This window comes from Thalassolituus sp., assembly GCF_984348125.1.
On sequence record NZ_CFHJLR010000002.1, the window covers coordinates 98026 to 123359 of the forward strand.

Below are 25334 nucleotides of genomic sequence, written 5' to 3' on the forward strand. Positions count from 1 at the left end.
AAGCCAAGTTAATGAGAAAAGAGCTCGACGAACAGAAAGCTGACGATGAAAAGATGGATGAGGTGGAAGCCCGCATCGCCCAGTCACGTGGCAACGGATCTCCCCTACCCGACCAGATCCGTCAGAAAATGGAGCAGCAGTTTGGCAAAGATTTCTCGCGGGTTGTCATTCATACGGACATGCAGTCTGACGAGCTTTGCAAAGAGTTGAATGCTCGGGCGTTTGCTATTGGGAATGACATCTACTTTGCTACAGGTGAGTTTAATCCAGATAGTGAACGTGGTCAGGAGTTACTCGCTCATGAGTTAACGCATGTCGTTCAGCAGAACGGAAAAGTTAGTCGTAAAGCAAAAGCAGACGGAGGAGCTGGAACCTACACAAAAGGTAGTGGTGTAATCGTTTTTGATAACATTACTGTACCTTCACCCCACGCAGCTTTCTACCAGAGCAAGGTGCCTCTGATCAGGCATCGTGCTTTTTCACAAGATAACCGAACAACAAAACAACAGCAGACATGGAAGAATGACATTGAAAAGACCGGAAGTATCAGCAAACTTCAGTCGGTACTGAGTTCACACCCTAACGTCGCCAGCTCCTCTCCGCAACAATATATATTTAAGGTGCCCTCACCTCATCAGCAAATCAAAGGAAAGAGTCCAAGATTTGCGATGGGAAATCTTGATGAAGTTGCGAGAGAGCTATCTGTTCCTAGCTGGGACAAAGATGGAAAGAGTGTTAAACCAAAGAGAGGAGACAGGCTTACCTCCTACGATGTTGATCATATTGTCGAGGAACAAGTTGGGTCGGCGTCAGAATCTGGAAAGAAATTTCAGATGAGAGAGGATCTGGATGGTCTGGATAACTTCCAACTTCTTATTGATAGTAAAAATACGGATAAGATGCATGAAGTAAAGAATGCAGTCCGGTCTCAGGTAGATACATTTAAAGAAAACAATACAGAGAAATACCGAAATAAAGAATTCTCAAAATGGAGTACAAATTCTCTTCTCGGCAAGCTGAGTGTTAAATTCAACTCAACAACAGCTGGAGGGAGCCTGTCAATAGACGATAAAGATCGCTGGACCCGCGAGCAAGTGAAAGGTGGCGATCACCTCCAATCGTTAATCGATGCCAACGAGATACAGTACCTGACTGTTGATCAAATGGACGTCAAAGAAAATCATATATGGATATTTAATAGCCCCAGTGGCGGTTATAAGAATGAGGTTCATAAGACTAATACTTCCGGGTGGAAGAATAAATTATTCAAGCCCTTCAGTATTACCAATGTAAACTTCGAAACAGGTGATGCATCGAAAATCGCAACACTGTCTGTCAATGTTCCGGACAGTAATACCAAACTGAAAAAGTTTTCTTCAGATAAAACCATAGACGTTATGAGCCTGAACGGCTCTGATCAGGTAGGTTATCTTCCGATGGAGCGCTGGAGCCAGATAATGAAGCTCCGCAGAGAAAATAAATCGGAAGGTGCAACACCCTCTGAGTCTTCAGATTCTCTGGAGGCGACAGGCTTTAGCCCACTCACACTGGATAGCGTCGATCTCATACCCGATACTGGTTTAGTTATTAAAGGCCAAATACTTCCCACACTCCCTATAATTGGTGAAGCGGATATTGGCTACGAAATTTCTGGGAATGACTTCACCCTATCCAAAACCTTCAATGTCAGCGAAATAAACCTACCTAAGCCGATAGAGATGGAGAGCTGTGACCTTACAATTTCAGCAGGCTCTAGAGGGTTTGCTGCAAGCGGCCGCCTTGACTTTACTGTCGATGCCCTTGGGGCGGGCTATCTTGAAGGAGAAATTGGGTCATCTGGAGGATTGGGCTTAGAGGGTGGATTCGACTTCGATTCTGACCTTTTCGACAGAGCCTCAATAAAAATGTGGTACCGCGAAGGCAAGCTTGGCGGTGAAGGTGAAATAGGAATCGACAAGCCTGACAAAATAAAAGATATTAAAAGTGCAAATGTTAAAGCCAGCTATGACGATGGCACCTTCTCAGCGACAGGTGAAGTAAAGCCTGCCCTTCCTGCAATTGAACAAGGTACGTTAGAGCTCAATTACTCAGAGGAAGAAGGGCTGGATATTTCTGGCGAAGTTCAGATAGCAAAAAGCCCGGGTATCCGATCAGGAAAAGTGAACCTGAGGCTACGTAAGCAGGACGAAAACTGGAAAGTCAGTGGCGAAGGTACGGCGCAGCCTGATATCCCGGGAATTGATTCAGAACTGACTGTCGGCTACGAAGACGGTGGATTTGTTGCGGAGTTCAGCGGTGGCTTCGAGCGAGGCATGCTCTCCGGAGACGTTACTGTAGGTGTGAGTAACCGGGCTGTCGGTGAAGACGGCAAGCCCAGCGGTGACCCACTGCCCGGCGGCGAACTATTGGTGTACGGCTCGGGGTCAGCCACGATACAGATTGCACCATGGCTACAAGGAACCGCCGGAGTAAAATTTGACCCTAACGGTGAGGTAACCGTCTCAGGTGAAATTGGTATTCCGGATGAGCTGGAAATTTTCGCCCGAAAAGAGATCAATAAAACGATTTTTCAGGTTGCAGTTCAGGTACCTATTATTCCAGGCATTGTCGCAGAAGTTGGCGGTGGCCTTTCCGCCATTGCCGGTATCGGACCGGGCGTTATTGACGAGCTCAAGATTGGCATCGAATACAACCCGGCCCGGGAACAAGACACGAAAGTCACCGGCGATGCTCACCTCAAAGTACCTGCCGATGCAGGGTTACGCTTATCGGTCAGAGCTGGCATCGGCCTGGGTATTACAGGTGCGAGCGCGACGGGTGGCTTAGATATCGGTGGAACGTTAGGCATATCAGGCGCGGCTACGGCAGGTGTGCACATTGACTGGACGCCCGCTACCGGCTTGGACCTGACAGCCGATCTCGAAGTTTATGCTCAACCTAGCTTTACCTTTGATATCGGCGGTTACGTCAGTGTGAAGGTCTTCGGGTGGAGCGTCTACGATGACCGCTTTGAATTCGCCTCTTATACATTCGGCTCTGATTATCGCTTTGGCATAAAACTCCCAGTACATTACAAAGAAGGCGAGCCGTTCGATATATCCACCGATGACATCGAATTTGAGATACCAGATATTAGTACCAACGACCTGCTTAAGGGTCTGATTTCGAGGATTACCTAATGACCCTTGCTGACCATCTACAACAAGGCGTTTTAGCGCTTTCACAAGGTAACGTTACTGCAGCGGAAAACCACTTCCGGGCCGCGGTCGATATAGACCCGGACAATGCCAACGCTCATAACAATCTGGGTTTTGCGCTTGCACAGCAACAACAGTGGCAACCCGCACTCATTCATCTTCGTTCGGCACTTTCACTCGACCCGGATTCGTCCATGGCGCACTGTAATATCGGCCAGGTTCTGATCGCAACAGGCGACACCAATACCGGTATGACACACATTGAGACTGCTGTTCAGAAGAACCCTGAGAATGCTATTGCCTGGGATGCCCTCGCCCGCTTCCGGGTGCTGGCTGCAGATTTCACTACCGCTGAATACGCCGCCCAGAGAGCTATTGGTATTGCACCCGAAGAAAGTAGCTTCTATGTTCGCCTTGGCATTACCCAGGCCGCTCAGAGACGATTCAAAGACGCTCTCTCCCAGTACCAGAAAGCGCTGGAGTTGAATCCGTCGAATTCAGAGGCGTGGGCCCAGGCCGGCATCACCAGCTTTATGATGAACAATATTGGTGATGCAAAAGAAGCACTACAGAGGGCACTCGCACTGAATTCCTCGGATACCAATGCACGGCGCCATCTGGCGCTGGCTACACTGACTCAAGGCGATAAGGGAGCGGCCATCGAGCATTTCCAGATCATTCTCGGGCAAACACCAGATGACCAGAGTGCGATACTCGAACTGGCCGTTCTGTATATCTCCGAATACCTTGATTCAGAAGCTCGTGATTTACTCAACAGGCTGACGGAGGCATCAAAACAAAGCCCACGATGCCGTTATTACCATGGCCTTTTGTTACGAAGGGAAGGTTTCACGGAAGAGTCGGTAGAAGTATTGAACGCCCTGGCTCAGGAGGATAACGATTACGCGATTCGTGCGGCCAGACTGACAGAAACTGTGCACTAAGTGCGCAGTTTCATACGCTCACCACGAATAAAACGGCTCAATATCAGTATTGATACGAAGGTTTCTTAGAATTTGGAAATCAGATTTCTCGAACGAGAAAGAAAAGGTGGTGGGTCGTGCTGGATTCGAACCAGCGACCAATTGGTTAAAAGCCAACTGCTCTACCAACTGAGCTAACGACCCCCAGTTGCTGCTGCATTCTACAGAACGCTTTGAAAATGTCAACAATTTCAGCAACTTAACTCCTTCAACCCACCTGACGTGTGGAGGTGGTGGGTCGTGCTGGATTCGAACCAGCGACCAATTGGTTAAAAGCCAACTGCTCTACCAACTGAGCTAACGACCCGAAGGAGCCGCGTATATTACTGATATTTTCGCGGCTGGCAACCCTTTTTCTGAAAAAAGTTTCAGATTCAGTAACTTAGACCCTGAAAGCCCGCGTTACTGAACCTGGATCCCTTTGAATGGATGCAGTGACCGCATTATTCAGAGGTGCCTTGCATTTTCTTCAGGTAGGCCTGCGCCAGAGAGACAGTACTGTCGCTCTTGCCAGAGTACTTACTGATGACTTCCTGCAACAGCGCCTTGCTCTCTGCCTTCTTACCTGATTTATCAAGCACCACAGCGAGCTTGTATGAAGCATCCGCGGCTTTCGAGTGATCACTGTGATCCTCTTTCACGGTTCGGAAGCGCGCCTCCGCAACGTCGAGCTTACCCTCAACCATGCTGACTTCGCCTGCCCAGTAAATTGCATTTACTGCGAGTGCATCGCCGGCGTAGTTTTCAGCAAAGCTATCGAAGGCCGCACGTGCTTCTGCAAACTTTTTATCCCGCACAAGCTGCATCGCGGACTTATAGGCCTCTCCTGCAGGAGGGAGAGCCTCGCCATCATTGTTATCAGCTTCTGTCTGAGACACTTCCTGGCTATTAACCGCTGGCGGAGCCAGAGTTAATGCAGAGATTCGACTATCAAGGTCAAGGTAGCGATCTTGCTGCGACGCTTCCATTCGCCTTACTTTGGCCTGCTGCTCTTCGAGCTGGCCGCGCAAGGAGGCAATTTCCGTCTTCATCTGCTCCACCTGGAGCATCAGTTCGGTAAGAAGGTCTCCACCAGGGTTGGCGGATGGGGCAAGGATCGGAGATTGATCGGGAGTAACGACGGGTTCAGAACTGGCCGGGGCAACCACTTGGGTTGACCCGACCGATACCCAGCCGTCATCTGAAAGCGCGCTGACAGACGAGGCTGCCAGCGCCAGAGTAACGACAAGCCGCTTCATTAACGGCTCTGGTATTTAACTTCTACGCGACGGTTCTTAGCGTATGCAGAGCTGGTGCTACCAGTAACTGCTGGCTTCTCTTCACCAAAGCTAACAACTTTGATCTGGCTTGAAGAAGCACCTTTCGCCATCAGGAACTGACGAACAGCGATTGCACGACGCTCACCCAGAGCCAGGTTGTATTCAGGAGTACCGCGCTCATCAGCGTGGCCTTCCAGAACAATACGAGCGCTTGAGTTAGACGCCAGGTATGCAGCGTGTGCACTCAGAGCGGCTTTACCAGACTCTTTGATGCTTGACTGGTCAAAGTCAAAGTAGAAAACAGTGATGTCCAGCAGAGCCTGCTGAGCCGCTTTCTCAGCGTCTGACATCATTTGTTCACCCTGCAGTGACGCAGACTCAACACCAGTAGTAGCGCTATCAGCTGCTTCGTTTGCCTGCTGTTCGGTAGCAGTCGTTGCAGCGCCTGCACCCTCTTCCAGGTCACCATTGTTGGCACATGCAGTTACCAGAAGTGCGCCGAAGGCGATACCCAGTGCTTTGTACAGTGCTGTTTTTTGCATAGTTGCTTCTTCCCAATTGTGGTTAGTAGTTCAGATTAATTCAGTATCGGAGACCAGGCCGGTTCGCGTACGTCTCCGAATCTGGATGGCAGCCGGAATTTTACTTCCCCATCCACCGATACTGCCGCCAGAATACTTCGTTCTTTCTCAGTTGCCGCATAAATTACCATACTTCCGTTGGGGGCAACACTAGGCGATTCGTCCAAATTCGTGTCCCGGGTCAGTATTCTTACCCGGCCACTTTCCATGTCCTGCGAAGCGATATGAAACTGGTCTCCGTTACCGTGTACATAGACCATTTTGCGGCCATCTGCGGTCATTCTCGCTCTGGCATTGTACCGACCTTCGAAGGTGACCCGCTCTACCGAGCCATCGACAGTGTCCAGTTTGTAAATCTGCGGCCCACCCGCCCGGCTGGAGGTAAACAGAATATGGCGATTATCCGTCATCCACTGTGGTTCAGTATCAATGCCATAGTGTTTGGTAATTCTTTCCGCCTTACGGGTGTTCAGATCCATCACGTAAATATCCGGGTTACCCAACCTTGAGTGTACAAAGGCCAATTTGGTTCCATCGGATGAGAAAGATGGCGCACTATTTGATCCATCCCATGCTACGACCTTTTCGCGTTTCCCGGTTGCCAGCTCCTGGAAGAAGATTTCGCTCTGTCCATTTTCAAATGAAACGTACGCTACTTTTTTGCCGTCAGGAGACCAGGTCGGCGACAGGATAGGTTCGTCTGAACGGAAGATAAGCTGCTCCCGGGCACCGTCTGCGTCGGCAAAGTTCAGGTTAAAACGTGAACGCTCCCGGTTAGTGGTGACGTAAACCATCTTGGTCGAAAATACTCCCGGGATACCAGTCAGCTGCCCGAAAATATGATCGCTGATGTAATGCGCAAGATCCCGAAGCTGAGTCGCCTTCCCTTTAACACGGTGATGAATCAGAGTTCGCTGCTGATGAACGTCCAGCACCTGAAATTCGACAGCGTACCCACCTTCTGCAGAACTTATCTGGCCAACCACCAGATAATCCTGTTTCAGCCGCTGCCAGTCGACGTAATTTACGTCCTGCGGAGTATGAGGCGTCGCCAGCATAAGAGAGCGATCCAGCGTGCGGAAATACCCCGAGCTTCCGAGGTCACTATTCACTATACCGCTGATGTCTTCTGGCAGTTCCAGTGCTCCGTTCCATTCAAAAGGCACAACAGAAATCGGCAAAGCGCTTTGTCTGCCCTGCGTTACTTCAATCACTAATTCTGCGTGTGCGACCTGGCCCAATACCAGCGCCAGTACAAATAATACTCGTGTTACCAAGAGGCATTCTCCGGTCTGAATTTCATGGTTAAGCGTCGGAAGTTTTGCTCAAACACCCGAATATCGTCAGGCACAGGAAGCGGCGACGCTTTCAGAATCGCCTGCTCTACCGAACGGTCCAGTGCATCATTACCACTGCTACGCGTTACGTTGGCGGAAATAACTTCACCGGTTGGCACCATAACAAGACGTACTTCAACTTCCAGTTCGGCACTGACATTCGGTGGATAGTTCCAGACGGACGCTACTTGTGCGCGAATAAGATCCTGATACTCCGCCGTCATCTGGGCCGCTTTTTCTGCCGCTTCGGCAGCGCGCGCAGCCTCTTCCTGTCGGCGTATTTCCGCCTCTGCCTGCTCAAGTGCCATTTGTTCCATCAATGCTTGTTCAGCTGCAGCCTGCTCCCGCGCCGCTTTTTCGGCAGCAGCCTTCTCAGCAGCGGCTTTTTCTGCGGCCGCCTTTTCGCGTGCTGCTTTTTCTTTCGCAGCCTTCTCTTTGGCCGCTTTTTCTTTCGCTAACTTTTCCGCTGCAGCTTTTTCTTTAGCTGCCTTCTCTTCAGCAGCTTTCTGGCGCGCTCTTCGTTCGGCTTCAGCTTTCTCTTTTGCAGCCTTGTCAGCCGTAGCTTTATCCCGAGCGGCTTTTTCTTTCGCTGCTTTTTCGCGGGCAGCCTTCTCTCGCGCTGCTTTCTCGCGCGCGAGTTTTTGCTGCCGCAGACGTTCAGCTTCACGCTGGCGCTGCAGATCTCGCTCTTTTGCCGCCTTGTTCTCTTCCTGAACAACTTTCGCAATCATGTGCGGTGGAACAGGCTCAGACATCACCGGCTTATCACGTTGCCACTCGCTCACCAGCAGGATAACGGCGACCAGGTGAATGACTACGGCACCTACAACTGGCAGGGTATAACTGCCGGGCTCGCGCCAATTCATATCAGGGGCGAGCCTCCGGGTCTGGCGCTTCGGTGACAAGGCCGACGTTGGTAATTCCTGCCCCCTGAAGGTTCCCCATCAGCAGCACTACCTTACCGTAAGGCACAGACTCATCACCGCGAATCATGTAGCGAGTGTCCGGCTGAGCTTTCAGTAACTTTCCTGCGTAATCCGTCACACCAGTCAGAGACATTGGTTCTGGCTCTTCTTCCCCACGCTCGACGTAATAAAGACCATCTGAACTGACCGAGATCATTAGCGTCGTGTCGTCCGGATCAATTTCGGTCGGCGTAGAGTCAACATCAGGCAGGTTTACTGGCACAGATTGCACCAGCATGGGCGCAGTCACCATAAAAATAATGAGAAGAACCAGCATCACGTCGATGTAAGGAACAACGTTGATCTCCGCCATCGGGCGGCGTTTCGTCATTTGCTGCTGAAGCGGTTCCATCAGAGAGCCTCCGCTCCAGCACGCTGACTCTGACTTACCTTGTGTGCCTGGCGATACAGCAGTGCACTGAATTCATCGGCAAAAGTGACGAGAGCCGTCTGGAACTTCTCGGTTTTAACGACGTAACGGTTATAGAAAATTACCGCAGGAATCGCCGCCAGCAGACCCATAGCCGTAGCGACCAGAGCTTCAGAAATACCCGGTGCTACCGTTGCAATCGTTGCTTGCTTCACACTGGCTAAGCCCTGGAAGGAGTGCATAATGCCCCATACCGTACCGAACAGACCAACGTACGGGCTGGTCGAGCCAATGGTTGCCAACATTGGCAGGTGATTTTCCAGCTCTTCGGTTTCCCGGGTAATCGCGATGCGCATAGCACGCTGAACACCCGCCATCATGGCCTCAGGGTCCCCCGGGCTCTGCTGACGCATTTTTCCGAATTCTTTCAGGCCGGCCATAAAGACTTTTTCAGCGGAAGAATTTTCTGGCTGCTGCTGGCACTCACGATAGAGGTCATTGAGGTCAATACCTGACCAGAAACGCTCTTCAAACTGACGCATAGATTGCTCAGTGGCAGAGATCAAGCGACCGCGTTGAATAATAATGACCCAACTTAATACTGACGCTGCCACCAGCATCAGCATCACCAGCTGTACTACAAAACTCGCATTTAAAATCAGATGCGTAATTGAAACCGACTCGTTCACTTTGGCTCCGTTAGGTTTTCATCAGGGCAACGATATCAGCAGGTATTGCTGCAGGCCGCCCTTCGTTGTTAATACACGCGACACGCACCTGCGCATCGACTAAAAGTTCTTCGGTTCGCTCTTCCGTTTTTTCCGCTGATTCAGACCGCCGGATCACCGTCTGGTTCAACGTCATCCCGGCTTTCGTTATTTCAGCTAAGTCTGTTGTCGCGACTATCTGGTCATCTAATACGGCTGCTTTGCGATATCGGATGTTGAGATCCCGAACAACAAAACGGACTCCCGCCTGCATCAGAGCTTGCTGCTCGAAACCGAATGAGCGCAGCCATTCACTTCGGGCACGCTCCATATAGCGCAGGTAGTTGGCGTAAAACACGATACCACCGGCGTCCGTATCTTCGATATAGACTCTAAGCGGCCATTCAAACGCCATCGTTATCCGTTCCGAAACGTGCTGGCAGATCAATCCCGAAATGGAGATAAGCGAGCTTTGTCGCCGTTCGCCCACGAGGCGTACGGGTGATGTAGCCCTGCTGCATCAGGTATGGCTCAAGCACATCTTCGATGGTATCCCGCTCTTCACCAATAGACGCTGCAAGGCTTTCTACCCCTGCCGGACCACCGTCGTATTTTTCCATTAGCGTCAGCAGCAGACGGCGATCCATGTGATCGAAACCCTGCGCATCAACGTTCAGCATGTTCAGGGCGAGGTCTGCGACTTCTTTGGTCACACGTCCGTCCGCTTTGACCTGAGCGTAGTCACGCACACGACGCAGCAAACGGTTCGCAATACGGGGGGTGCCACGCGCCCGGCGGGCGACTTCCTGCGCGCCTTCTTCTTCGACCTCCAGCTCCATCAGACGCCCGGAGCGGCTGACGATGCTCGACAGGTCATGAATGTTATAAAACTCCAGGCGCTGCACAATACCGAAACGATCTCTCAATGGTGAGGTCAGCAAACCTGCTCTTGTAGTCGCCCCGACTAGGGTGAACGGAGGCAATTCAATCTTCATTGATCGTGCAGCCGGGCCCTCACCCACCATGATATCAAGCTGATAATCTTCCATAGCGGGATAGAGCACTTCTTCGACCGCCGGACTCATGCGATGAATTTCATCGATAAACAGCACGTCGCCCTCTTCGAGGCTGGTCAGAATCGCCGCCAGATCGCCTGCTCGCTCAAGTACCGGACCGGATGTCGACTTGATCTGAACACCCATCTCTTCGGCGATAATGTTAGCGAGGGTCGTTTTACCCAGCCCCGGCGGCCCAAACACCAGAGTATGATCCAGTGCTTCACCACGACCTTTGGCCGCCCCGATAAATATCTCCATCTGCTCCCGCACGTGCGGCTGACCAATGTAGTCATCCAGCATACGAGGCCGGATAGCGCGATCCTGCTTTTCTTCACCAAGCTGCGGTGTCGGTGCAATAAAGCGATCTGTTTCTATCATTTGCCACCCATGGTGTTACGCAGAGCAATACGGATCATTTCTTCGGGGGTGCTGCACTGATCCGCCACTTTCATCAACATTTTTGACGCTTCCTGCGGCTTGTAGCCGAGGGCAACCAACGCACCTTCCGCTTCAGCGAACGCTTGCTCCTGAGTATTTTTCTCCGCCTGATCGGCAGCAGCCCAGAGAGGTGCTGGGGCCTGCCATTCTTTCAGACGGTCACGCATTTCTACAATCAGGCGTTCGGCAGTCTTTTTACCCACGCCGGGTAAACGCGTCAGGGATTTAACATCTTCATTGTGAACACAGTTAGCGAAGGCATTCACATCCATACCAGACAGAATGGCCAGCGCCAGCTTGGGCCCAACACCACTGACCTTAATCAGCGTACGGAATAAAGTACGCTGCCCTTTATCACTGAAACCGTAGAGCTGATGCGCATCTTCGCGAATGGCGAGGTGGGTATAGAGAGTAATGGGCTCTCCAATGGAGCCAAGGACCGCGAATGTGGACAAAGGTGCCTGCACCTCGTATCCGACGCCCTGAACATCAATAAGTAATTCCGGGGCCTGCTTTTCGAGGATGAAGCCTTGCAGTCGACCAATCATGTATGAATTTCGCTTGTGTGCTGTATAAATTAACCGGCATAGACTACCAGCAAAATACAGTGCTGCTCAATCAGGAAGCGCGGCCACGACGATAGGTTTTTAAGCCAGCACGGCTGATCAGGCTGGCGTTGGTGTGCGCATGACAAAGCGCAATGGCAAGTGCGTCGGCGGCATCCGCCTGTGGTAGCCCCGGCAGCTTAAGCAGACGCTGGACCATGTGCTGAACCTGCTCTTTTCCTGCGCCACCGGTTCCGACCACCGCCTGTTTAATAGTGCGAGGAGCATATTCGTGCACAGGCAAGGACGCCAGCTGAGCAGCCAGAATCGCAACGCCGCGAGCCTGGCCGAGCTTGAGCGCTGAGTCAGCATTTTTCCCCATGAATACCTGCTCAATGGCAAATTCCTGAGGGCAATATTGCTGGATCAGCTCGGAGACGCTCTTGTATATGGTTTCGAGCCGCTCAGGCAGCTCGCCGGTGCCTGCGCGAATGCAGCCGCTGGCAATGTATTCGATTTTACGACCGCCAACCGAATTAATCAGACCAAAGCCTGTAATACGCGAACCAGGGTCAATACCGAGAATAATCACTAGTAAGGATCAGTTCGCTGCGTTCTCAAACACCCATTGCTGACCAGAATCTTTATTCTCGACGGTCAGACGCTGCCAGTCTTCGGGTAGGGTCACACGGGTGCATGGGCTTGTGATCATCTGCGCCAGTATTGCGCCCTCTTTTGGGCCGGAGACCTGATAAGCAATACGAATGCTGTCGCCTTTCCGGCTTTGCTCATTCAATTGAACGGCATAGCCCGGAGTCGGTTTTTCACCAGCCCCAATGGTGAGTACGTCATCCACCACGGTGACACTTGGAATTGATCCACAATGCAGGTCTGTACTTGCAGCCAGGTCGAGTTGCGAAGTCGTACCGGCACAGGCTGACAGTACGGCTGCAGACGCAGCCACCAACAAAGAGGAAAATAAACGTACGCTCAACATCATGAATCCCTATAAAAAAGCCGATACCCAGAATAGATATCGGCAAGTATACAGGCCGCTCCCTGGCCTGTCAGGGGACACAAAGCACCGCGGTGCTGGTTAGCGTCAGGACTTGTCAGGCTTTTACGACCTCAGCGATCAGCCTTCTCGTGCGGAGAATATAAATTCATCATTCTCTACATCCGCGACAATGGTGCTGCCCGGCATAAAGCGCCCCGACAGAATATCCTGTGCTAATGGGTTCTCTATCCAGCGCTGGATCGCACGTTTCAGAGGACGCGCACCAAATACCGGATCGTAGCCCACATCCACCAACTTACTGGTAGCAGCATCCGTCAGCTCCAGAGACAGATCGCGCTCGCGTAAGCGCTCATGCAGCATGTGCAGCTGAATGTCCGCAATGCCGCGGATCTGATCTTTCTCCAGCGGATGGAAAACCACAGCTTCATCAATGCGGTTGATGAATTCCGGACGGAAGTGGCTGCCCACGACTTCCATCACCGCATCGCGCATCGTTTCATAATCGCTGCTGCTCTCTGAGGCCATGGTCTGAATCAGATCCGAGCCCAGGTTCGACGTCATCACCAGTACGGTGTTTTTGAAGTCGACACGTCTGCCCTGACCGTCAGTCAGCTGTCCATCGTCCAGTACCTGAAGCAGGATATTGAAGACGTCCGGGTGCGCCTTCTCGACTTCGTCCAGCAGGATGACCGAGTAGGGTTTGCGACGCACGGCTTCGGTCAGGTAACCGCCTTCTTCGTAGCCAACATAGCCCGGAGGCGCGCCGATTAAGCGGGCTACCGAGTGCTTCTCCATGTATTCCGACATATCAATACGGATCATGGCGTCACGACTGTCGAACAGAAAACCGGCCAGCGCTTTACACAGCTCGGTTTTACCGACCCCGGTTGGCCCAAGAAACAGGAATGAGCCGTTCGGACGATTCGGGTCAGAAAGCCCCGCACGAGAGCGCCGCACCGCATTCGAGACCGCCGAGATCGCCTGATCCTGACCAACCACAGAATCGTGCAGCACGTCTTCCATGCGCAACAGCTTCTCGCGCTCGCCTTCCAGCATTTTGGTCACGGGCACGCCGGTCCACTTAGAGACCACTTCGGCGATTTCATCTTCCGTCACTTTGTTACGCAGTAGCGTAAACTCCTGCGTACCTGTGGTTTCGGCTTCATTAGCCGAGGCCACCTGTTTTTCCAGCTCTGGAATACGTCCATACTGAAGCTCTGACATTTTCTGCAGATCACCTGAACGACGCGCGGCATCCAACTCCAGTTTGGCCTGCTCGAGTTCTTCTTTTGCCTTACTGGCACCTTCGAGCAGAGCTTTCTCTTTCTTCCAGACTTCTTCGAGTTCAACGTACGCCTGACCGGCTTTGTTGATTTCTTCGTTCAGGTCGCTGAGTCGCTTACGAGCGGCATCGTCTTTTTCTTTGCGCAGGGCTTCACGCTCGATTTTCAGTTGAATCAGACGACGTTCAAGACGATCCATTTCCTGAGGCTTGGAGTCGATCTCCATGCGGATGACCGACGCAGCTTCGTCCACCAGATCAATCGCCTTATCCGGCAGACGTCGGTCAGCGATATAACGCTGCGACAGTTTAGCCGCCGAGACGATGGCACTGTCGGTAATTTCGACACCGTGGTGAACTTCATAGCGCTCTTTAAGGCCACGCAGAATGGCAATCGAATCCTCAACGCTGGGCTCATCCACCAGCACTTTCTGGAAACGACGCTCGAGCGCAGCATCTTTTTCAATAAACTCGCGATACTCGTCAAGCGTGGTCGCACCGACACAGTGCAACTCACCGCGTGCCAGTGCCGGCTTGAGCATGTTGCCCGCGTCCATCGCACCGTCGCTTTTGCCAGCGCCGACCATAGTATGTAGCTCGTCGATGAAGAGAATGATCTGCCCTTCTTCTTTCGAGACGTCTTTCAGAACGGCTTTGAGACGTTCTTCAAATTCGCCACGGTATTTTGCACCGGCGAGCAAGGCGCCCATGTCCAGCGACAGAATACGCTTATTCTTCAGGTTTTCTGGCACTTCACCATTGATGATGCGCTGCGCCAGCCCCTCGACCACGGCGGTTTTACCCACACCTGGAGGGCCAATCAGCACCGGATTGTTTTTAGTACGACGCTGCAACACCTGAATAGTGCGACGGATCTCTTCGTCACGGCCAATCACAGGATCGAGCTTGCCAGCTTCTGCACGCTCGGTCAGGTCGACACAATACTTGCTCAGCGCCTGTCGGCTGTCTTCTGCGTTAGCGTCGGTCACTTTTTCTCCACCACGCATATCTTTGATTGCTTTCTCAGCGTTTTCGCGGGTAACGCCCGCTTCTTTTAAGGCCTGACCTGAAGGGCCACGCTCATCCAGTGCCACCAGTAGAAAAATCTCGCTGGAGACAAACTGATCGCCGCCCTTCTGGGCTTCTTTATCGGCGAGATTCAGTAAGCGGCCCAGCTCGGGGGCCAGCTGCACATTGCCATCCGGCGAGCTGACTTTGGGCTGATCACTGAGAATGGCACGTAAGCGCCCTTCGAGGTTACTGACGTTTGCTCCACAACGACGCAAAACGTCTTTTACCGAACTGTCGGTCTGCTCGAACAACGCCAGGAGCACGTGCACTGTGTCAATCTGATTATGATCCTGACCAAGCGCGATACTCTGACTCTCAGCCAGGGCGTTCTGAAGGCTTGTTGTTAAACGGTCCATACGCATCGTTTCGTTCTCCTGCTCATGGTTAGCGCGCTCCCGGTGAGGGCTGGCGAGCTAACCGAGTTTCAATTTCGATTTAAATCTCTGGGCAACTATCTATTCAGCTATTTGGCTATTTGGCTATCTATGTCGCTGCCTGTTTAAGTGTCTGGTCTGCAGTCTATATGGCGATAAATTAATAAATTTCAACAACTACAAATATAACTTTAGTAAAATTCATTTTTAATTCATTGATACAGCGCAAGCTTACTCCGAAGACCATTCAATTCATCAGACAGCTCGATTCATGCGTATAATCCGACGCCTCTGACGGCGCGCTGTAGCGTCTATCACTCTCTATATAGTGTCAGTCGGGCTTAGCTCAAGGGCACGGCTTACTGTTCTGGATGTTATGACCTCAAACTTGCGACAAGCGGCTTTATTTCTGATCGGCGGAGAGGCTCTGCTGGCCATCATGGGTGCGTTGATTAAGTACCTCTCAGAAAGCCTGTCGACAGAACAGATCGTGTTCTTCCGCAACGCGGCTGGCCTGATCATTCTGATGCCTTTGATTCTGCGGCAAGGCACCACGTTGCTGAAGACCTCAGTCTGGCACTGGCACCTGATGCGCGGGCTGGTCGGCGTCAGCGCCATGTACTGTTATTTCTGGGCGCTCGGACACATGCCCCTGACTGAGGCATTTCTGGTGAAACTCTCCAGCCCCTTCTTTATGCCACTCATCGGCTTATTGTGGCTTGGCGAGCGCGCAGGTAAGTACAGCATAGCCGCTGTATTTGTCGGCTTTGCAGGTGTTGCCTGTATTCTCAGACCCGACGACAGCGCATTTACTTTTATTGCACTGGTCGCCCTGCTCGGTGCTTTTCTCGCTGCCCTGGCCAAAGTCACGATTCGACGCATGTCTGAAACTGAATCCAGTCAGACGATCGTGTTCTACTTTGGCGTCATTGCGGCCCTAGTCAGTGCCCCCGGGGCAGCCGTGACCTGGCAACCTGTGTCAGCGGACCTATGGGGCTGGATACTTCTTCTCGGCCTTGTGGCCACGCTCGGCCAATTGGCCCTGACCCGAGCCTACCGCACGGCGCCCACAGGTAAGGTGGGGGTTTATGCCTACAGCGCTGTTCTCTATGGCGCGTTGATGGGCTGGCTTATCTGGGATGAGATCCCGATGTGGACGACCTGGCTGGGCGCCTCGTTAATCATTGCCGCGGGCTTCATCAATCTCTATAAGCCATCCAAGAAAGCCTGATCTTCAGTTGGCAGAATCTGGCTTTTATTATTTCCTTTTGTTTAACTATAAGTGGATTATTTCAATCATTCCCTACTTTAAGGAAAAGCCAGACCGCTTTTCATTGGGGAAAGAGTTCAGCCAGACAACCAGAAAGGACAGCCCATGTCGCGCGTCGATCCGTTACAAACCTTTGTCTCGGTGGTCAGATCCCGAAACTTTTCTAGTGCGGCAGAATCTCTTGGCGTAACCCCTTCGGCCGTCAGTAAGCAGATCAGCGCTCTGGAAGAACGCCTTGGCGTCCGCCTGCTAAACCGGACTACCCGCTCGGTCAGCCCGACGGAGGCCGGCCAGATGTTCTACCAGCATTGCGAGAACATTCTCGATTCCATCACCGAAGCCGAAAAGCTGGTAACGGACTTCGACGATACGCCCAAAGGCCGGCTACGCATTACCGCGATGTCGAACTTCGGGCGCAAGGAGCTGGCTCGTATATTCAGCGATTTTTCTGATAAGTACCCGGATGTGAGCTTTGACCTTCACATATCGGACCGACCACTGGATATCGTGAAAGAAGGGTATGATTTTGCGCTGCGCATCGGCTCACTGGAAGATTCCCGCCTGATCGCTAAGCCAGTGGCTGAGCAACGCATCGTTATCTGCGCCTCTCCGGCTTACCTCGAAAGGTGGGGCACGCCGACCACGCTAGAAGAAGTGATAAGTCATCGTATTCTGGTGGTGGCGAACGCCGAGTACGCGCGGATCAACTGGCTACGCCAGTTCGAGAAAGAAAACAACTTCACCCTGGCCAATATCGAACGCAAACTCACAGTGAACGACATTGACCTGATCTACGAGGCTTGCCTGGCTGGTATGGGGATTACTGCCCTACCGACCTACGTGGCAGAGCGTCATATCCGCAATGGTGAATTAGTCCGCCTGTTCAGCGACATGGAAATCCCGGTGCGCACTATCAAGGTAGTGTTCCCCCAGAATCGCTATCTGGCGAACAAAAGCCGCGCTTTCCTGGACTTCCTCACGGCCTACTTTAACAACGGGTAATACTATTCAGTGACGGGAGTGACGTCAGGAGCACAGCGCTCATAAAATACCGGGGGAACCCGGCTGATGCGACGCTCATCAAAGTCAAAGAAAACGATACCCGTCTTTGCCTTGGCCACGACTTTGTTCTGACTCTCATTGACGACAAGGTAAACGAAATCACAGCCGTATTTGTTGAAATCAGTGATCCCGACCTTGAAAGTCAGGCGATCCGCCACAAATGATTCAGAAACGAAGCTCACAACGATGTCAGTCACCATCAGGCCAACACCGCCGATATTGAACTCACTGAAATCGTAGTTATGCAGATACCGCAGGCGCGCTTCGTGGAGCAGCGATATCATTCGGTCATTTCCCAGGTGATTACCGTAATTGATGTCCGATACCCGAACCGTAAGGTGTGTAGAAAAGGTAAAAACGTCGGGCAATTCAAGATTAACGCGTGCCACTGATGGCTCCTGTTGTCTTATATGAGTTACAAATTCGGCGTGAACCCGACGCTTCTTCACAAAACAACGGGGATTTACGTTGGTATCAGGCTCTCTGTTAGGGTCTACTATTAAGTATTAACGCATGTCCGGGCCTGACTGGACGAACGGCGCACATGGTAGCGGCGCTGACTCATAAAGACAATCGCAGGAAACAAAGGATCAGGTAAAGCTATGATGCATACCGGCAAACGCCTTCTTCTCTCAGCCATCGCTGTCGTACTCACCCTCGCGGGCATCAGTGCGAATGCGACGATTCCTGAGATAAAACCCGGCACCCCGTTTACTCCACTGGAGCCAACGCGGGAAGAAGCGATCACAACACAGCAGATCATGAGCAACCTGCTGCGCGGGCATTACGAGCGTAAGCGCCTGAATAACGATCTTTCGTCGGAAGTCCTGAACACCCTGCTGGATGACCTCGATGGCACCCACAGCTATTTCCTGGCGTCTGATATCGAAGAGTTTGAGCAATTCCGTAATCACCTGGATGAAGCTCTCAGCCGTGGAGATATGAAGCCTGCGTTCTACATCTACAATCGCTTCCAGCAACGCGTCAGTGAGCGCCTGTCCTTCATGCTAAATGAGCTGGAGAAGAAAGCGAAAGATTATGATTTTAACGGTAAAGAAGTTCTGGAGTTGGATCGTGAAGAGACTCCGTGGGCATCTACCAAAGCAGAACTCAACCAGCTCTGGCGTAAGCGCCTGAAGAACTCAATGCTGAACCTGCGCCTGGCAGGCAAAGAGGATGAAGATATCCTCGAGCTGCTCACCAAGCGCTATCAGAATCAGCTCAACCGAGTGCATCAAAGCCGTCCGGTTGACGCGTATCAGACCTTCATGAACGCGGTTACCCGTACCTTTGATCCACACACCCAGTATTTCTCGCCACGTAACTCTGAGAACTTCAACATCAATATGAGTCTGTCGCTGCAGGGCATAGGCGCAGTTCTGCAGACAGAAGACGAGCACACCAAAGTGGTTCGCCTGGTACCGGGTGGCCCAGCCTCCAAAGCAGGCAACCTTGAACCGGAAGACAAGATCATCGGCGTTGCTCAGGGCGATGAGGACATGGTCGATGTGATCGGCTGGCGCCTTGATGAAGTCGTGGACCTGATCCGCGGGCCAAAAAGCTCGACAGTCCGCCTTGAGATCCTCAGCGGTGCCGTCGCCACTGCAGAGCCGAAAACGATTTCGATCGTCCGTGACGAGGTAAAACTGGAAGAACAGTCTGCGCAGAAAGAAGTGATCGAGATCCAGGACGGAAAAGAAACCCGCCGCATCGGTGTTATCGATATTCCGACCTTCTACATCGACTTCGAAGGCCGGATGAATAACCTGCCTGATTACCGCAGCACGACCCGCGACGTACGCCGTCTGGTCAATGAGCTTCTGGACGAAAAAATCGATGGTCTGATCATCGACCTTCGCAGTAATGGTGGTGGTTCACTGGAAGAAGCAATTAACCTGACAGGTCTGTTTATTCCGACCGGCCCAGTGGTTCAGGTACGCGGAGCACGCGGTGATGTCGATGTTCTGCGTGACCGCGACCCCGAAGTTCTTTATGCCGGCCCAATGACGGTACTGGTCAATCGTTTAAGCGCATCTGCCTCTGAGATTTTTGCCGGTGCTATTCAGGATTACGGCAGAGGCCTGGTCATCGGTGGGCAGACCTTTGGTAAGGGGACGGTTCAATCACTGCGCCCACTCACCGAGGGCCAGCTGAAGATCACCCAGGCGAAATTTTACCGTGTGTCAGGCGACAGCACCCAGAACCAGGGCGTGATACCGGACATTATGTTCCCTTCGCTCTTTGATAAAGACAAAATCGGTGAGAGTGCGCTTGAGAAGGCACTCCCTTGGGATACCATCAAGCCCGCACGCGAGACCAAGAGCAACCCAGTGCGCAGCAAACTCTCACGCCTGAAAGAACTGCATGAGGAACGTATTAGCGACAACCCGGACTTTATCTTCGTCCGCGAGCAAAAAGCCTTAGTCTCTGAAATGCGGGATAAAACCCAGGTTTCTCTTAACGAAGAAGAACGCAAAGCAGAGCGGGAAGAGAACGACCGCCGACGCCTGGCACTTGAGAACAAACGCCGCAAAGCGAAGGGCATGCCCGAGCTGGCTTCACTCGATGATCCAGAAGAAGACGAAAAGTCTGAAGAAGGTGAAGAAAAAGCTAAGTCGGACGACAAGGACGATGAAGAGCCTGACGCTATGCTGATTGAGACTGGCAATATCCTGCTCGATTACATGCGCATGTCATCCCCTGGGATGACTGCTCTGCGTTAAGTCACTCAGGCAATCAATAAAAACGGCGACCTCAGGTCGCCGTTTTTGTATCTCTCGTAATAACCTCAACCTGCTATCAGCAATTACCAGCCGAGCTCAGACTTCACAAAAGGAATCGTCAGTTTTCGCTTCTCTTTCAACGATGCCTGATCCAGTTGATCAAGTATCTGACACAGCCCTGCCATATCTCGCGGACCGCGGTTCATAATAAACACTGCAACATCATCAAGAAGATCAAAACCACGCTGACGAGCCCGTAGAATCAGAGCCTGTACCTTCTCTTCGTCCGATAGGGTCTCAACCTGATAGGTGATCCCCCAGCTAAGTCGGGAAACGAGATCCGGTAGTTTACCGCCTGCTTGCGACGGTGGAGCACTCGCGCCAATCAGCAAGTGGCTCTGTCGGTCGCGTATACGGTTGTAGAGGTGAAAAAGCGCTTCTTCCCACTCTGCATCCCCCATGACTTCCTGCAGGTCGTCAATGGCGACCAGAGGCAGCTGGTCGACGCCTTCGAGCATTCCCGGACCTATGTCTTTAAGCTCTGCAAGAGGAAGGTACATGCTTTGATGTCCGATCCCTTCTGCGTAATGGCACGCTGCCTGTAGAAGGTGACTGACTCCGGAGCCGGTAACGCCCCACAGATAAATAAACGGCTCACCGGCGGTCGTCCACTGCCCCTGCAGTGCATCCCGGACCTGTTGGTTCACTCCGGGGTAAAAATTCGCGAACCGGGCGTCATCTCTGAGTGCGACCTGTAGAGTCAGCTGAGATGGCTCGTTATTACGGACTTCAGCGCTGCCAGACATAGGCGACGCCCTCCTCGTTTGCCGTAATCTTCTTATCGAGTGCCATGCTATCAAGCACCTGCGACCAGCTAGAGGTCAGATCAAGCGCAAGAGTGACCTCATCCCGGTCCGACGCCACGACTACAACATCCCTGACGGCGACATTGGCGCTCAGGTACTCGAGCAACTCCCGGTAATCAGCAAAGGTCGTCACACCAGTGACGCGTATCAATTCACTGTTATCTATTCCAGTGAGAGGAATGACCGCGTAGCGCTCTGACAGCTTTTCAGCGATCTCACCTGCAACGCCTGATGCCAGCAATTCAGGAGTGTCGGCCTGTACTGACAGGGAATGACGAATATCTGCATGATTGATATAGCCAGTAAAACTGAACGAACTTCCGAGGGCCATGATACGCCCTGCTACATAGCCATCACTGGAGTAACGCGCGGCTGCGGAATTGATGTCTTCTTCAAAGAGTCCCCAGAGACTGGCAACAGGCAGAGCCATCTGATCTTCGAGATCCCAGGCTGGGAACATCCAGGGCAAGCCGCGGCTACGCATGGCATCATCGAATGCTGACTTCCATTGACTTTCTTCTGGCCCAACGACGGTACGCCCATCATCTGAGTTCACCGCCAGCCATATCTGGGTGCGTGGGCGTGAGCTACCCCAGACAGGCGCTGCCGCCCGCTCGAGTAACTTCTGCATCGGCCCGGCCATGAATGTGACGCTGAGCAACAGCTGCTCTTCACTGCCACGCTCATAACGCAGGCTGCTCATGTAACTCTGTGCATTGCCTTGTTCGCCCATTAAAACCGGGTTCTCGAGCACCTGTTCAGTCCCCGAAAGGCGCACTAACATGCGCTGAAAAGCACCGCCGATCGCATCACTGCGGCTTTCTTCTGTCTGATCTGCAACAGGAACCGCAACATCATAGAGGTTATTAACTGTCGCGGCGGAAGCTGAAACGCTTATGCAAAATATTGTTAGGAATGTCAGAAGACGCACTACTATTCCTCAGTCTTTCGTGTCCGCGGCTATTGTGCCACGAAGCCCGCCGATAAACAGTCTGCAGTTTGTTTTTATTTGCGGGATGCAGGATGGCAGACAAATCGTTAGAATACGCGCCTTTCATAAGCCACTACCTGTGACAGACGGCATGAGTGATCAAAAATCCCTGAGCTACAAAGACGCAGGCGTCGATATCGACGCTGGTAACGCACTGGTTGACCGCATCAAAGGCGTCGCCAAACGCACTCGCAGACCGGAGGTCATGGCTGGCCTTGGCGGCTTCGGTGCCCTCTTCGAGCTACCACAGGGCTATCGTCAGCCTGTGCTGGTCTCCGGAACCGATGGCGTGGGCACGAAACTGCGCCTTGCCATGGACCTTAACAAGCATGACACCATCGGTATCGATCTGGTTGCCATGTGTGTTAACGACCTCGTTGTCGCAGGTGCAGAGCCTCTGTTCTTCCTCGACTACTATGCAACCGGCAAACTGAACGTCGACGTCGCCGCTGCTGTGGTCGAAGGCATTGGTGAGGGCTGCGCCCAGGCTGGAGCGTCTCTGGTAGGCGGCGAGACTGCTGAGATGCCAGGCATGTATGAAGGCGAAGACTACGATCTTGCTGGCTTCTGCGTCGGTATCGCCGAAAAAGACGATCTGATTGACGGCACCAAGGTGCAGGCAGGCGATAAGCTGATCGCCCTTGCATCCAGTGGCCCTCACTCAAACGGTTATTCTCTGATCCGTAAGATCATTGAAGTATCAGGTGCCGATCTGGCAGCTGACCTCGACGGCCAGCCTGTTGCTGATGCTCTGATGGCGCCAACAAAGATTTACGTTAAATCTCTTCTCAAGCTGATCAATGCTTCAGACGTCCACGCTCTGTCCCATATCACCGGCGGTGGTTTCCAGGAAAACATTCCGCGCGTTCTGCCAGAAGGTACCAAGGCTGTCATTGATACCAATAGCTGGCAATGGCCTGAAGTTTTCACCTGGTTGCAGAGTAACGGCAACGTGGAAACCCGCGAGATGTTCCGAACCTTTAACTGTGGTGTCGGCATGATCATCGCGCTGCCAGAAGAGAAAGCAGACGCAGCCATCGCTCTTCTCAACGCTGAAGGTGAACAGTCGTGGATCATCGGTGAAATCCAGGAACTCAATGGCGATGAAGACGCTGTTCAGTTCACAGGAAACCGTGCATGAACGACGTAACGTCACGCTATCCTACTGGAGAAGTAGAAAAGCCACGCATCGTTATTCTGATTTCAGGCAGTGGCAGCAATATGCTGACCATTGCCGATCAGGTGTTGAGTGGCGCAATCGATGCAGAAATCGCTGGCGTGATTTGTAACGAACCTGAGGCCGCGGGTGTGCAGAAAGCCCGCGACCGCGACCTGGACGTGAGTGTCATCGATCACCGTGGCTTCACCTCCAGAGAAGAGTTTGACGTCGCTCTGATGCGCACCATCGACGACTACCAACCTGACCTGGTCGTTCTCGCGGGCTTTATGAGAATCCTCACTCCCGATCTTGTGCGCCGCTATGAGGGCCGAATGCTCAATATTCACCCTTCTCTGCTGCCTAAATATCAGGGATTGCACACCCACCGCCGGGCACTCGAAGCTGGCGATGACCTGCATGGCGTAACGGTGCACTTTGTGACTGAAGTACTGGATGACGGCCCCAACGTTATTCAGGCGGTCGTGCCGGTAATGGACGGCGATACCGAAGAAACTCTGCGGAAACGCGTCCAGCTGCAAGAGCATATTATTTATCCCATCGCTGTAAAATGGTTTGTCGAAGGCCGACTGGAGATGGTGTCAGGCCTCGCTACCTTCGATGGAAAACCAATGCCAGACACTGGTGTGAAACTGGAAGGATAATCCGAGGTCTCATAAGAGACCTTTCAACGACAGGACGGCACCATGATTCAAGGCCTACTCCGCAAGCAGCTGACCAGCATTCTGGTCGCCGTATGTGCCACCATCACACCTATTTCTGCAATATCAGATGAAACCGACGCTCATACTCCCCAAACACTAACGCCCTATTCTGTTGAGTACACAAGTGAGTACCGTATTGGGTGGTTCAGCTTCGATATCGACGCAACACGTACACTGGAACAACGCTCAGATAACCTTTGGCGGGTAGACTTTGATGCAGAGGCAAGCATTGCATCACTGCGGGAAACCAGTGATTTCATCTATAAAAACAACCAAATTGTACCCGTCAACTACAGCTATCGTGCCTCAGGGATGATCGACGAACCCGACCGCACCCTACACTTTGTTGCTGATGCCGAAAGCATTGAAGACCTGGAGAAAGACCGGAAGCGCGATGACCACTGGCAGGAAGGCATTCAGGACAACCTGACTTACATGCTGCAAGCGAGCATAGAGGTAGCGAAAGGTAATACAGAGTTCACCTTACCCGTTTTTGAAAAATCAAAAACGAAACCCTTCCGCTTCCGCGTAGTTGGAAAAGAAGAAATTAAAATCAAAGCGGGAACATTTGACGCGATCAAGATTGAGCAGGTACGCAACAGTAAGAAACGTGAAGTGTATGCCTGGTTGGCCGATGCCCCTGGCTACCCACTGATCCGCTTGCGTGATAAAAAAGACGGTAAGCTCCGCTACCAGATTCAAGCGACTAAAGTACATTACCCGCAGCACCAGGCTGAACTTTCAGACAACGGTGCGCAATAACGAGGCCAAACAATGAGACTCAGCGATGTAGACATCGAACAGAAAATTGCCTCTGGCGATATCATCATCGACCCACCACCCGGGCATGATGCAATTGCTGGAATCAGTGTCGACCTGCGCCTGGATCACCGTTTTCGAGTTTTTAATAACAACTCGGTTACCCACCTGGACCTGTCGGGAGACCGCGATCAGCTCAATCGCGATATAGATCGTATCATGAGCAAAGAGATCGAAATTCCGAAGGATGAAGCTCTCTATATCCACCCTGGCGAGCTGATTCTGGGCGCCACTATGGAGTCGGTCAGTATTCCGGACAACCTCGTTGGCTGGCTCGATGGCCGCTCTTCACTCGCACGCCTCGGCCTGATGGTCCACGTTACCGCTGGCCGGATTGATCCAGGCTGGGAGGGACAGATCGTTCTCGAATTTTATAACAACGGCAAGCTCCCACTCGCGCTCAGACCAGAAATGGTTATCTGTGCTATGTCCTTCGAGACCTTGAGCAGCCCGGCTGAACGTCCTTATAACAAACGAGAGAATGCAAAATATCGCGGCCAGAAAGGTGCGGTGTTTTCACGAATAGCGAAGGATTGA

At 52.3% G+C, this 25334-nt stretch carries 24 protein-coding genes and 2 tRNA genes; 9 read left to right on the forward strand and 17 right to left on the reverse strand.

The features are described from left to right. Positions 1–11 precede the first annotated feature (11 nt). The gene (locus AC5E51_RS01890; RefSeq protein WP_491778023.1) at positions 12–3179 is read left to right on the forward strand and encodes an eCIS core domain-containing protein; all 3168 of its coding nucleotides are present in this window, start codon (positions 12–14) and stop codon (positions 3177–3179) included. Beyond that, positions 3179–4141, forward strand: coding sequence for a tetratricopeptide repeat protein (locus AC5E51_RS01895; protein ID WP_301377453.1), 963 nt, complete (start codon positions 3179–3181; stop codon positions 4139–4141). The genes AC5E51_RS01890 and AC5E51_RS01895 overlap by 1 nt, the downstream gene beginning before the upstream one ends. A gap of 107 nt (positions 4142–4248) precedes the next feature. Here AC5E51_RS01895 and AC5E51_RS01900 read toward each other — a convergent pair. From AC5E51_RS01900 to clpB, 14 genes are all read right to left on the reverse strand, one after another. Then, positions 4249–4324, reverse strand: a tRNA-Lys gene (locus AC5E51_RS01900). 87 nt (positions 4325–4411) lie between these two features. Then, a tRNA-Lys gene (locus AC5E51_RS01905) sits at positions 4412–4487 on the reverse strand. Between the two features lie 136 nt (positions 4488–4623). Continuing rightward, on the reverse strand, positions 4624–5418 hold the full coding sequence (gene ybgF, locus AC5E51_RS01910) for a tol-pal system protein YbgF (protein ID WP_301377454.1): 795 nt from the start codon (positions 5416–5418) through the stop codon (positions 4624–4626). Beyond that, positions 5418–5981, reverse strand: coding sequence for a peptidoglycan-associated lipoprotein Pal (pal, locus tag AC5E51_RS01915; protein WP_068434591.1), 564 nt, complete (start codon positions 5979–5981; stop codon positions 5418–5420). The genes ybgF and pal overlap by 1 nt, the downstream gene beginning before the upstream one ends. A gap of 35 nt (positions 5982–6016) precedes the next feature. Next, positions 6017–7297, reverse strand: a complete 1281-nt coding sequence (tolB, locus tag AC5E51_RS01920; protein ID WP_301377455.1) for a Tol-Pal system beta propeller repeat protein TolB — start codon at positions 7295–7297, stop codon at positions 6017–6019. After that, positions 7291–8223: a cell envelope integrity protein TolA gene (tolA, locus tag AC5E51_RS01925; protein WP_301377457.1), complete on the reverse strand. Its 933-nt coding sequence runs from the start codon at positions 8221–8223 to the stop codon at positions 7291–7293. Before tolA ends, tolB begins: the two co-directional genes overlap by 7 nt. Before the next feature lies 1 nt (position 8224). After that, entirely contained in the window at positions 8225–8674 is a 450-nt protein-coding gene (gene tolR / locus AC5E51_RS01930) for a protein TolR (RefSeq protein WP_068434582.1), read from the reverse strand. Next, on the reverse strand, positions 8674–9381 hold the full coding sequence (gene tolQ / locus AC5E51_RS01935) for a protein TolQ (RefSeq protein ID WP_068434579.1): 708 nt from the start codon (positions 9379–9381) through the stop codon (positions 8674–8676). The genes tolR and tolQ overlap by 1 nt, the downstream gene beginning before the upstream one ends. Before the next feature lie 10 nt (positions 9382–9391). Next, entirely contained in the window at positions 9392–9814 is a 423-nt protein-coding gene (gene ybgC, locus AC5E51_RS01940) for a tol-pal system-associated acyl-CoA thioesterase (protein WP_301377458.1), read from the reverse strand. Further along, positions 9804–10835, reverse strand: a complete 1032-nt coding sequence (gene ruvB, locus AC5E51_RS01945) for a Holliday junction branch migration DNA helicase RuvB (protein WP_301377460.1) — start codon at positions 10833–10835, stop codon at positions 9804–9806. The genes ybgC and ruvB overlap by 11 nt, the downstream gene beginning before the upstream one ends. After that, entirely contained in the window at positions 10832–11443 is a 612-nt protein-coding gene (gene ruvA, locus AC5E51_RS01950; RefSeq protein WP_068434570.1) for a Holliday junction branch migration protein RuvA, read from the reverse strand. The genes ruvB and ruvA overlap by 4 nt, the downstream gene beginning before the upstream one ends. A 70-nt stretch (positions 11444–11513) precedes the next feature. Beyond that, a complete protein-coding gene (ruvC, locus tag AC5E51_RS01955) occupies positions 11514–12032 on the reverse strand; it encodes a crossover junction endodeoxyribonuclease RuvC (RefSeq protein ID WP_068434567.1) in 519 nt (172 codons plus the stop codon). Positions 12033–12041: 9 nt separating this feature from the next. Further along, on the reverse strand, positions 12042–12437 hold the full coding sequence (locus tag AC5E51_RS01960; protein ID WP_297532098.1) for a protease complex subunit PrcB family protein: 396 nt from the start codon (positions 12435–12437) through the stop codon (positions 12042–12044). Between the two features lie 138 nt (positions 12438–12575). Continuing rightward, positions 12576–15173 carry an ATP-dependent chaperone ClpB gene (gene clpB / locus AC5E51_RS01965; RefSeq protein WP_301377463.1) on the reverse strand — a complete coding sequence of 866 codons (2598 nt, stop codon included), beginning with the start codon at positions 15171–15173 and terminating at the stop codon, positions 12576–12578. A 388-nt stretch (positions 15174–15561) separates the two neighbouring features. On the opposite strand from clpB, the gene AC5E51_RS01970 reads away from it, so the two are divergent. Beyond that, positions 15562–16416: a DMT family transporter gene (locus tag AC5E51_RS01970; protein WP_297532102.1), complete on the forward strand. Its 855-nt coding sequence runs from the start codon at positions 15562–15564 to the stop codon at positions 16414–16416. Between the two features lie 144 nt (positions 16417–16560). Continuing rightward, positions 16561–17457, forward strand: a complete 897-nt coding sequence (locus tag AC5E51_RS01975; protein ID WP_297532104.1) for a LysR family transcriptional regulator — start codon at positions 16561–16563, stop codon at positions 17455–17457. Positions 17458–17459: 2 nt separating this feature from the next. On the opposite strand, the gene AC5E51_RS01980 is transcribed toward AC5E51_RS01975, so the two are convergent. Next, positions 17460–17906 carry an acyl-CoA thioesterase gene (locus tag AC5E51_RS01980; protein ID WP_297532106.1) on the reverse strand — a complete coding sequence of 149 codons (447 nt, stop codon included), beginning with the start codon at positions 17904–17906 and terminating at the stop codon, positions 17460–17462. Between the two features lie 213 nt (positions 17907–18119). Between AC5E51_RS01980 and AC5E51_RS01985 the strand changes: the two genes are divergently transcribed. Then, positions 18120–20240: a carboxy terminal-processing peptidase gene (locus AC5E51_RS01985; RefSeq protein ID WP_301377466.1), complete on the forward strand. Its 2121-nt coding sequence runs from the start codon at positions 18120–18122 to the stop codon at positions 20238–20240. A gap of 83 nt (positions 20241–20323) precedes the next feature. Here the strand turns inward: AC5E51_RS01985 and hda are convergent, their stop codons facing one another. Both hda and AC5E51_RS01995 read right to left on the reverse strand, forming a co-directional pair. Further along, on the reverse strand, positions 20324–21046 hold the full coding sequence (gene hda, locus AC5E51_RS01990; RefSeq protein ID WP_068434546.1) for a DnaA regulatory inactivator Hda: 723 nt from the start codon (positions 21044–21046) through the stop codon (positions 20324–20326). Beyond that, positions 21030–22037 (reverse strand): DUF2066 domain-containing protein, encoded by a 1008-nt coding sequence (locus AC5E51_RS01995; protein ID WP_068434543.1) that lies wholly within the window; start codon positions 22035–22037, stop codon positions 21030–21032. Before AC5E51_RS01995 ends, hda begins: the two co-directional genes overlap by 17 nt. A 151-nt stretch (positions 22038–22188) precedes the next feature. Between AC5E51_RS01995 and purM the strand changes: the two genes are divergently transcribed. From purM to dcd, 4 genes are read left to right on the forward strand one after another with little or no spacing between them, the layout of a single operon-like run. Then, positions 22189–23238 carry a phosphoribosylformylglycinamidine cyclo-ligase gene (gene purM, locus AC5E51_RS02000; protein ID WP_301377470.1) on the forward strand — a complete coding sequence of 350 codons (1050 nt, stop codon included), beginning with the start codon at positions 22189–22191 and terminating at the stop codon, positions 23236–23238. Then, positions 23235–23918, forward strand: a complete 684-nt coding sequence (gene purN / locus AC5E51_RS02005) for a phosphoribosylglycinamide formyltransferase (protein ID WP_273088538.1) — start codon at positions 23235–23237, stop codon at positions 23916–23918. Before purM ends, purN begins: the two co-directional genes overlap by 4 nt. 42 nt (positions 23919–23960) lie before the next feature. After that, positions 23961–24740, forward strand: a complete 780-nt coding sequence (locus AC5E51_RS02010) for a DUF3108 domain-containing protein (protein ID WP_491778024.1) — start codon at positions 23961–23963, stop codon at positions 24738–24740. Between the two features lie 12 nt (positions 24741–24752). Next, positions 24753–25334, forward strand: coding sequence for a dCTP deaminase (gene dcd / locus AC5E51_RS02015; RefSeq protein WP_076516062.1), 582 nt, complete (start codon positions 24753–24755; stop codon positions 25332–25334).

Bases quoted from the DNA above. Each gene is read 5' to 3' on its own strand.
- tolA (WP_301377457.1), bottom strand. From the start codon at position 8,223: ATGAATTGGCGCGAGCCCGGCAGTTATACCCTGCCAGTTGTAGGTGCC.
- AC5E51_RS01985 (WP_301377466.1), top strand. From the start codon at position 18,120: ATGATGCATACCGGCAAACGCCTTCTTCTCTCAGCCATCGCTGTCGTA.
- dcd (WP_076516062.1), top strand. From the start codon at position 24,753: ATGAGACTCAGCGATGTAGACATCGAACAGAAAATTGCCTCTGGCGAT.
- clpB (WP_301377463.1), bottom strand. From the start codon at position 15,173: ATGCGTATGGACCGTTTAACAACAAGCCTTCAGAACGCCCTGGCTGAG.
- ybgC (WP_301377458.1), bottom strand. From the start codon at position 9,814: ATGGCGTTTGAATGGCCGCTTAGAGTCTATATCGAAGATACGGACGCC.
- AC5E51_RS01895 (WP_301377453.1), top strand. From the start codon at position 3,179: ATGACCCTTGCTGACCATCTACAACAAGGCGTTTTAGCGCTTTCACAA.
- ruvA (WP_068434570.1), bottom strand. From the start codon at position 11,443: ATGATTGGTCGACTGCAAGGCTTCATCCTCGAAAAGCAGGCCCCGGAA.
- AC5E51_RS01960 (WP_297532098.1), bottom strand. From the start codon at position 12,437: ATGTTGAGCGTACGTTTATTTTCCTCTTTGTTGGTGGCTGCGTCTGCA.
- purM (WP_301377470.1), top strand. From the start codon at position 22,189: ATGAGTGATCAAAAATCCCTGAGCTACAAAGACGCAGGCGTCGATATC.
- ruvB (WP_301377460.1), bottom strand. From the start codon at position 10,835: ATGATAGAAACAGATCGCTTTATTGCACCGACACCGCAGCTTGGTGAA.
- AC5E51_RS01970 (WP_297532102.1), top strand. From the start codon at position 15,562: ATGACCTCAAACTTGCGACAAGCGGCTTTATTTCTGATCGGCGGAGAG.
- tolR (WP_068434582.1), bottom strand. From the start codon at position 8,674: ATGGAACCGCTTCAGCAGCAAATGACGAAACGCCGCCCGATGGCGGAG.
- AC5E51_RS01890 (WP_491778023.1), top strand. From the start codon at position 12: ATGAGAAAAGAGCTCGACGAACAGAAAGCTGACGATGAAAAGATGGAT.
- AC5E51_RS02010 (WP_491778024.1), top strand. From the start codon at position 23,961: ATGATTCAAGGCCTACTCCGCAAGCAGCTGACCAGCATTCTGGTCGCC.
- hda (WP_068434546.1), bottom strand. From the start codon at position 21,046: ATGTCTGGCAGCGCTGAAGTCCGTAATAACGAGCCATCTCAGCTGACT.
- pal (WP_068434591.1), bottom strand. From the start codon at position 5,981: ATGCAAAAAACAGCACTGTACAAAGCACTGGGTATCGCCTTCGGCGCA.
- AC5E51_RS01975 (WP_297532104.1), top strand. From the start codon at position 16,561: ATGTCGCGCGTCGATCCGTTACAAACCTTTGTCTCGGTGGTCAGATCC.
- ybgF (WP_301377454.1), bottom strand. From the start codon at position 5,418: ATGAAGCGGCTTGTCGTTACTCTGGCGCTGGCAGCCTCGTCTGTCAGC.
- purN (WP_273088538.1), top strand. From the start codon at position 23,235: ATGAACGACGTAACGTCACGCTATCCTACTGGAGAAGTAGAAAAGCCA.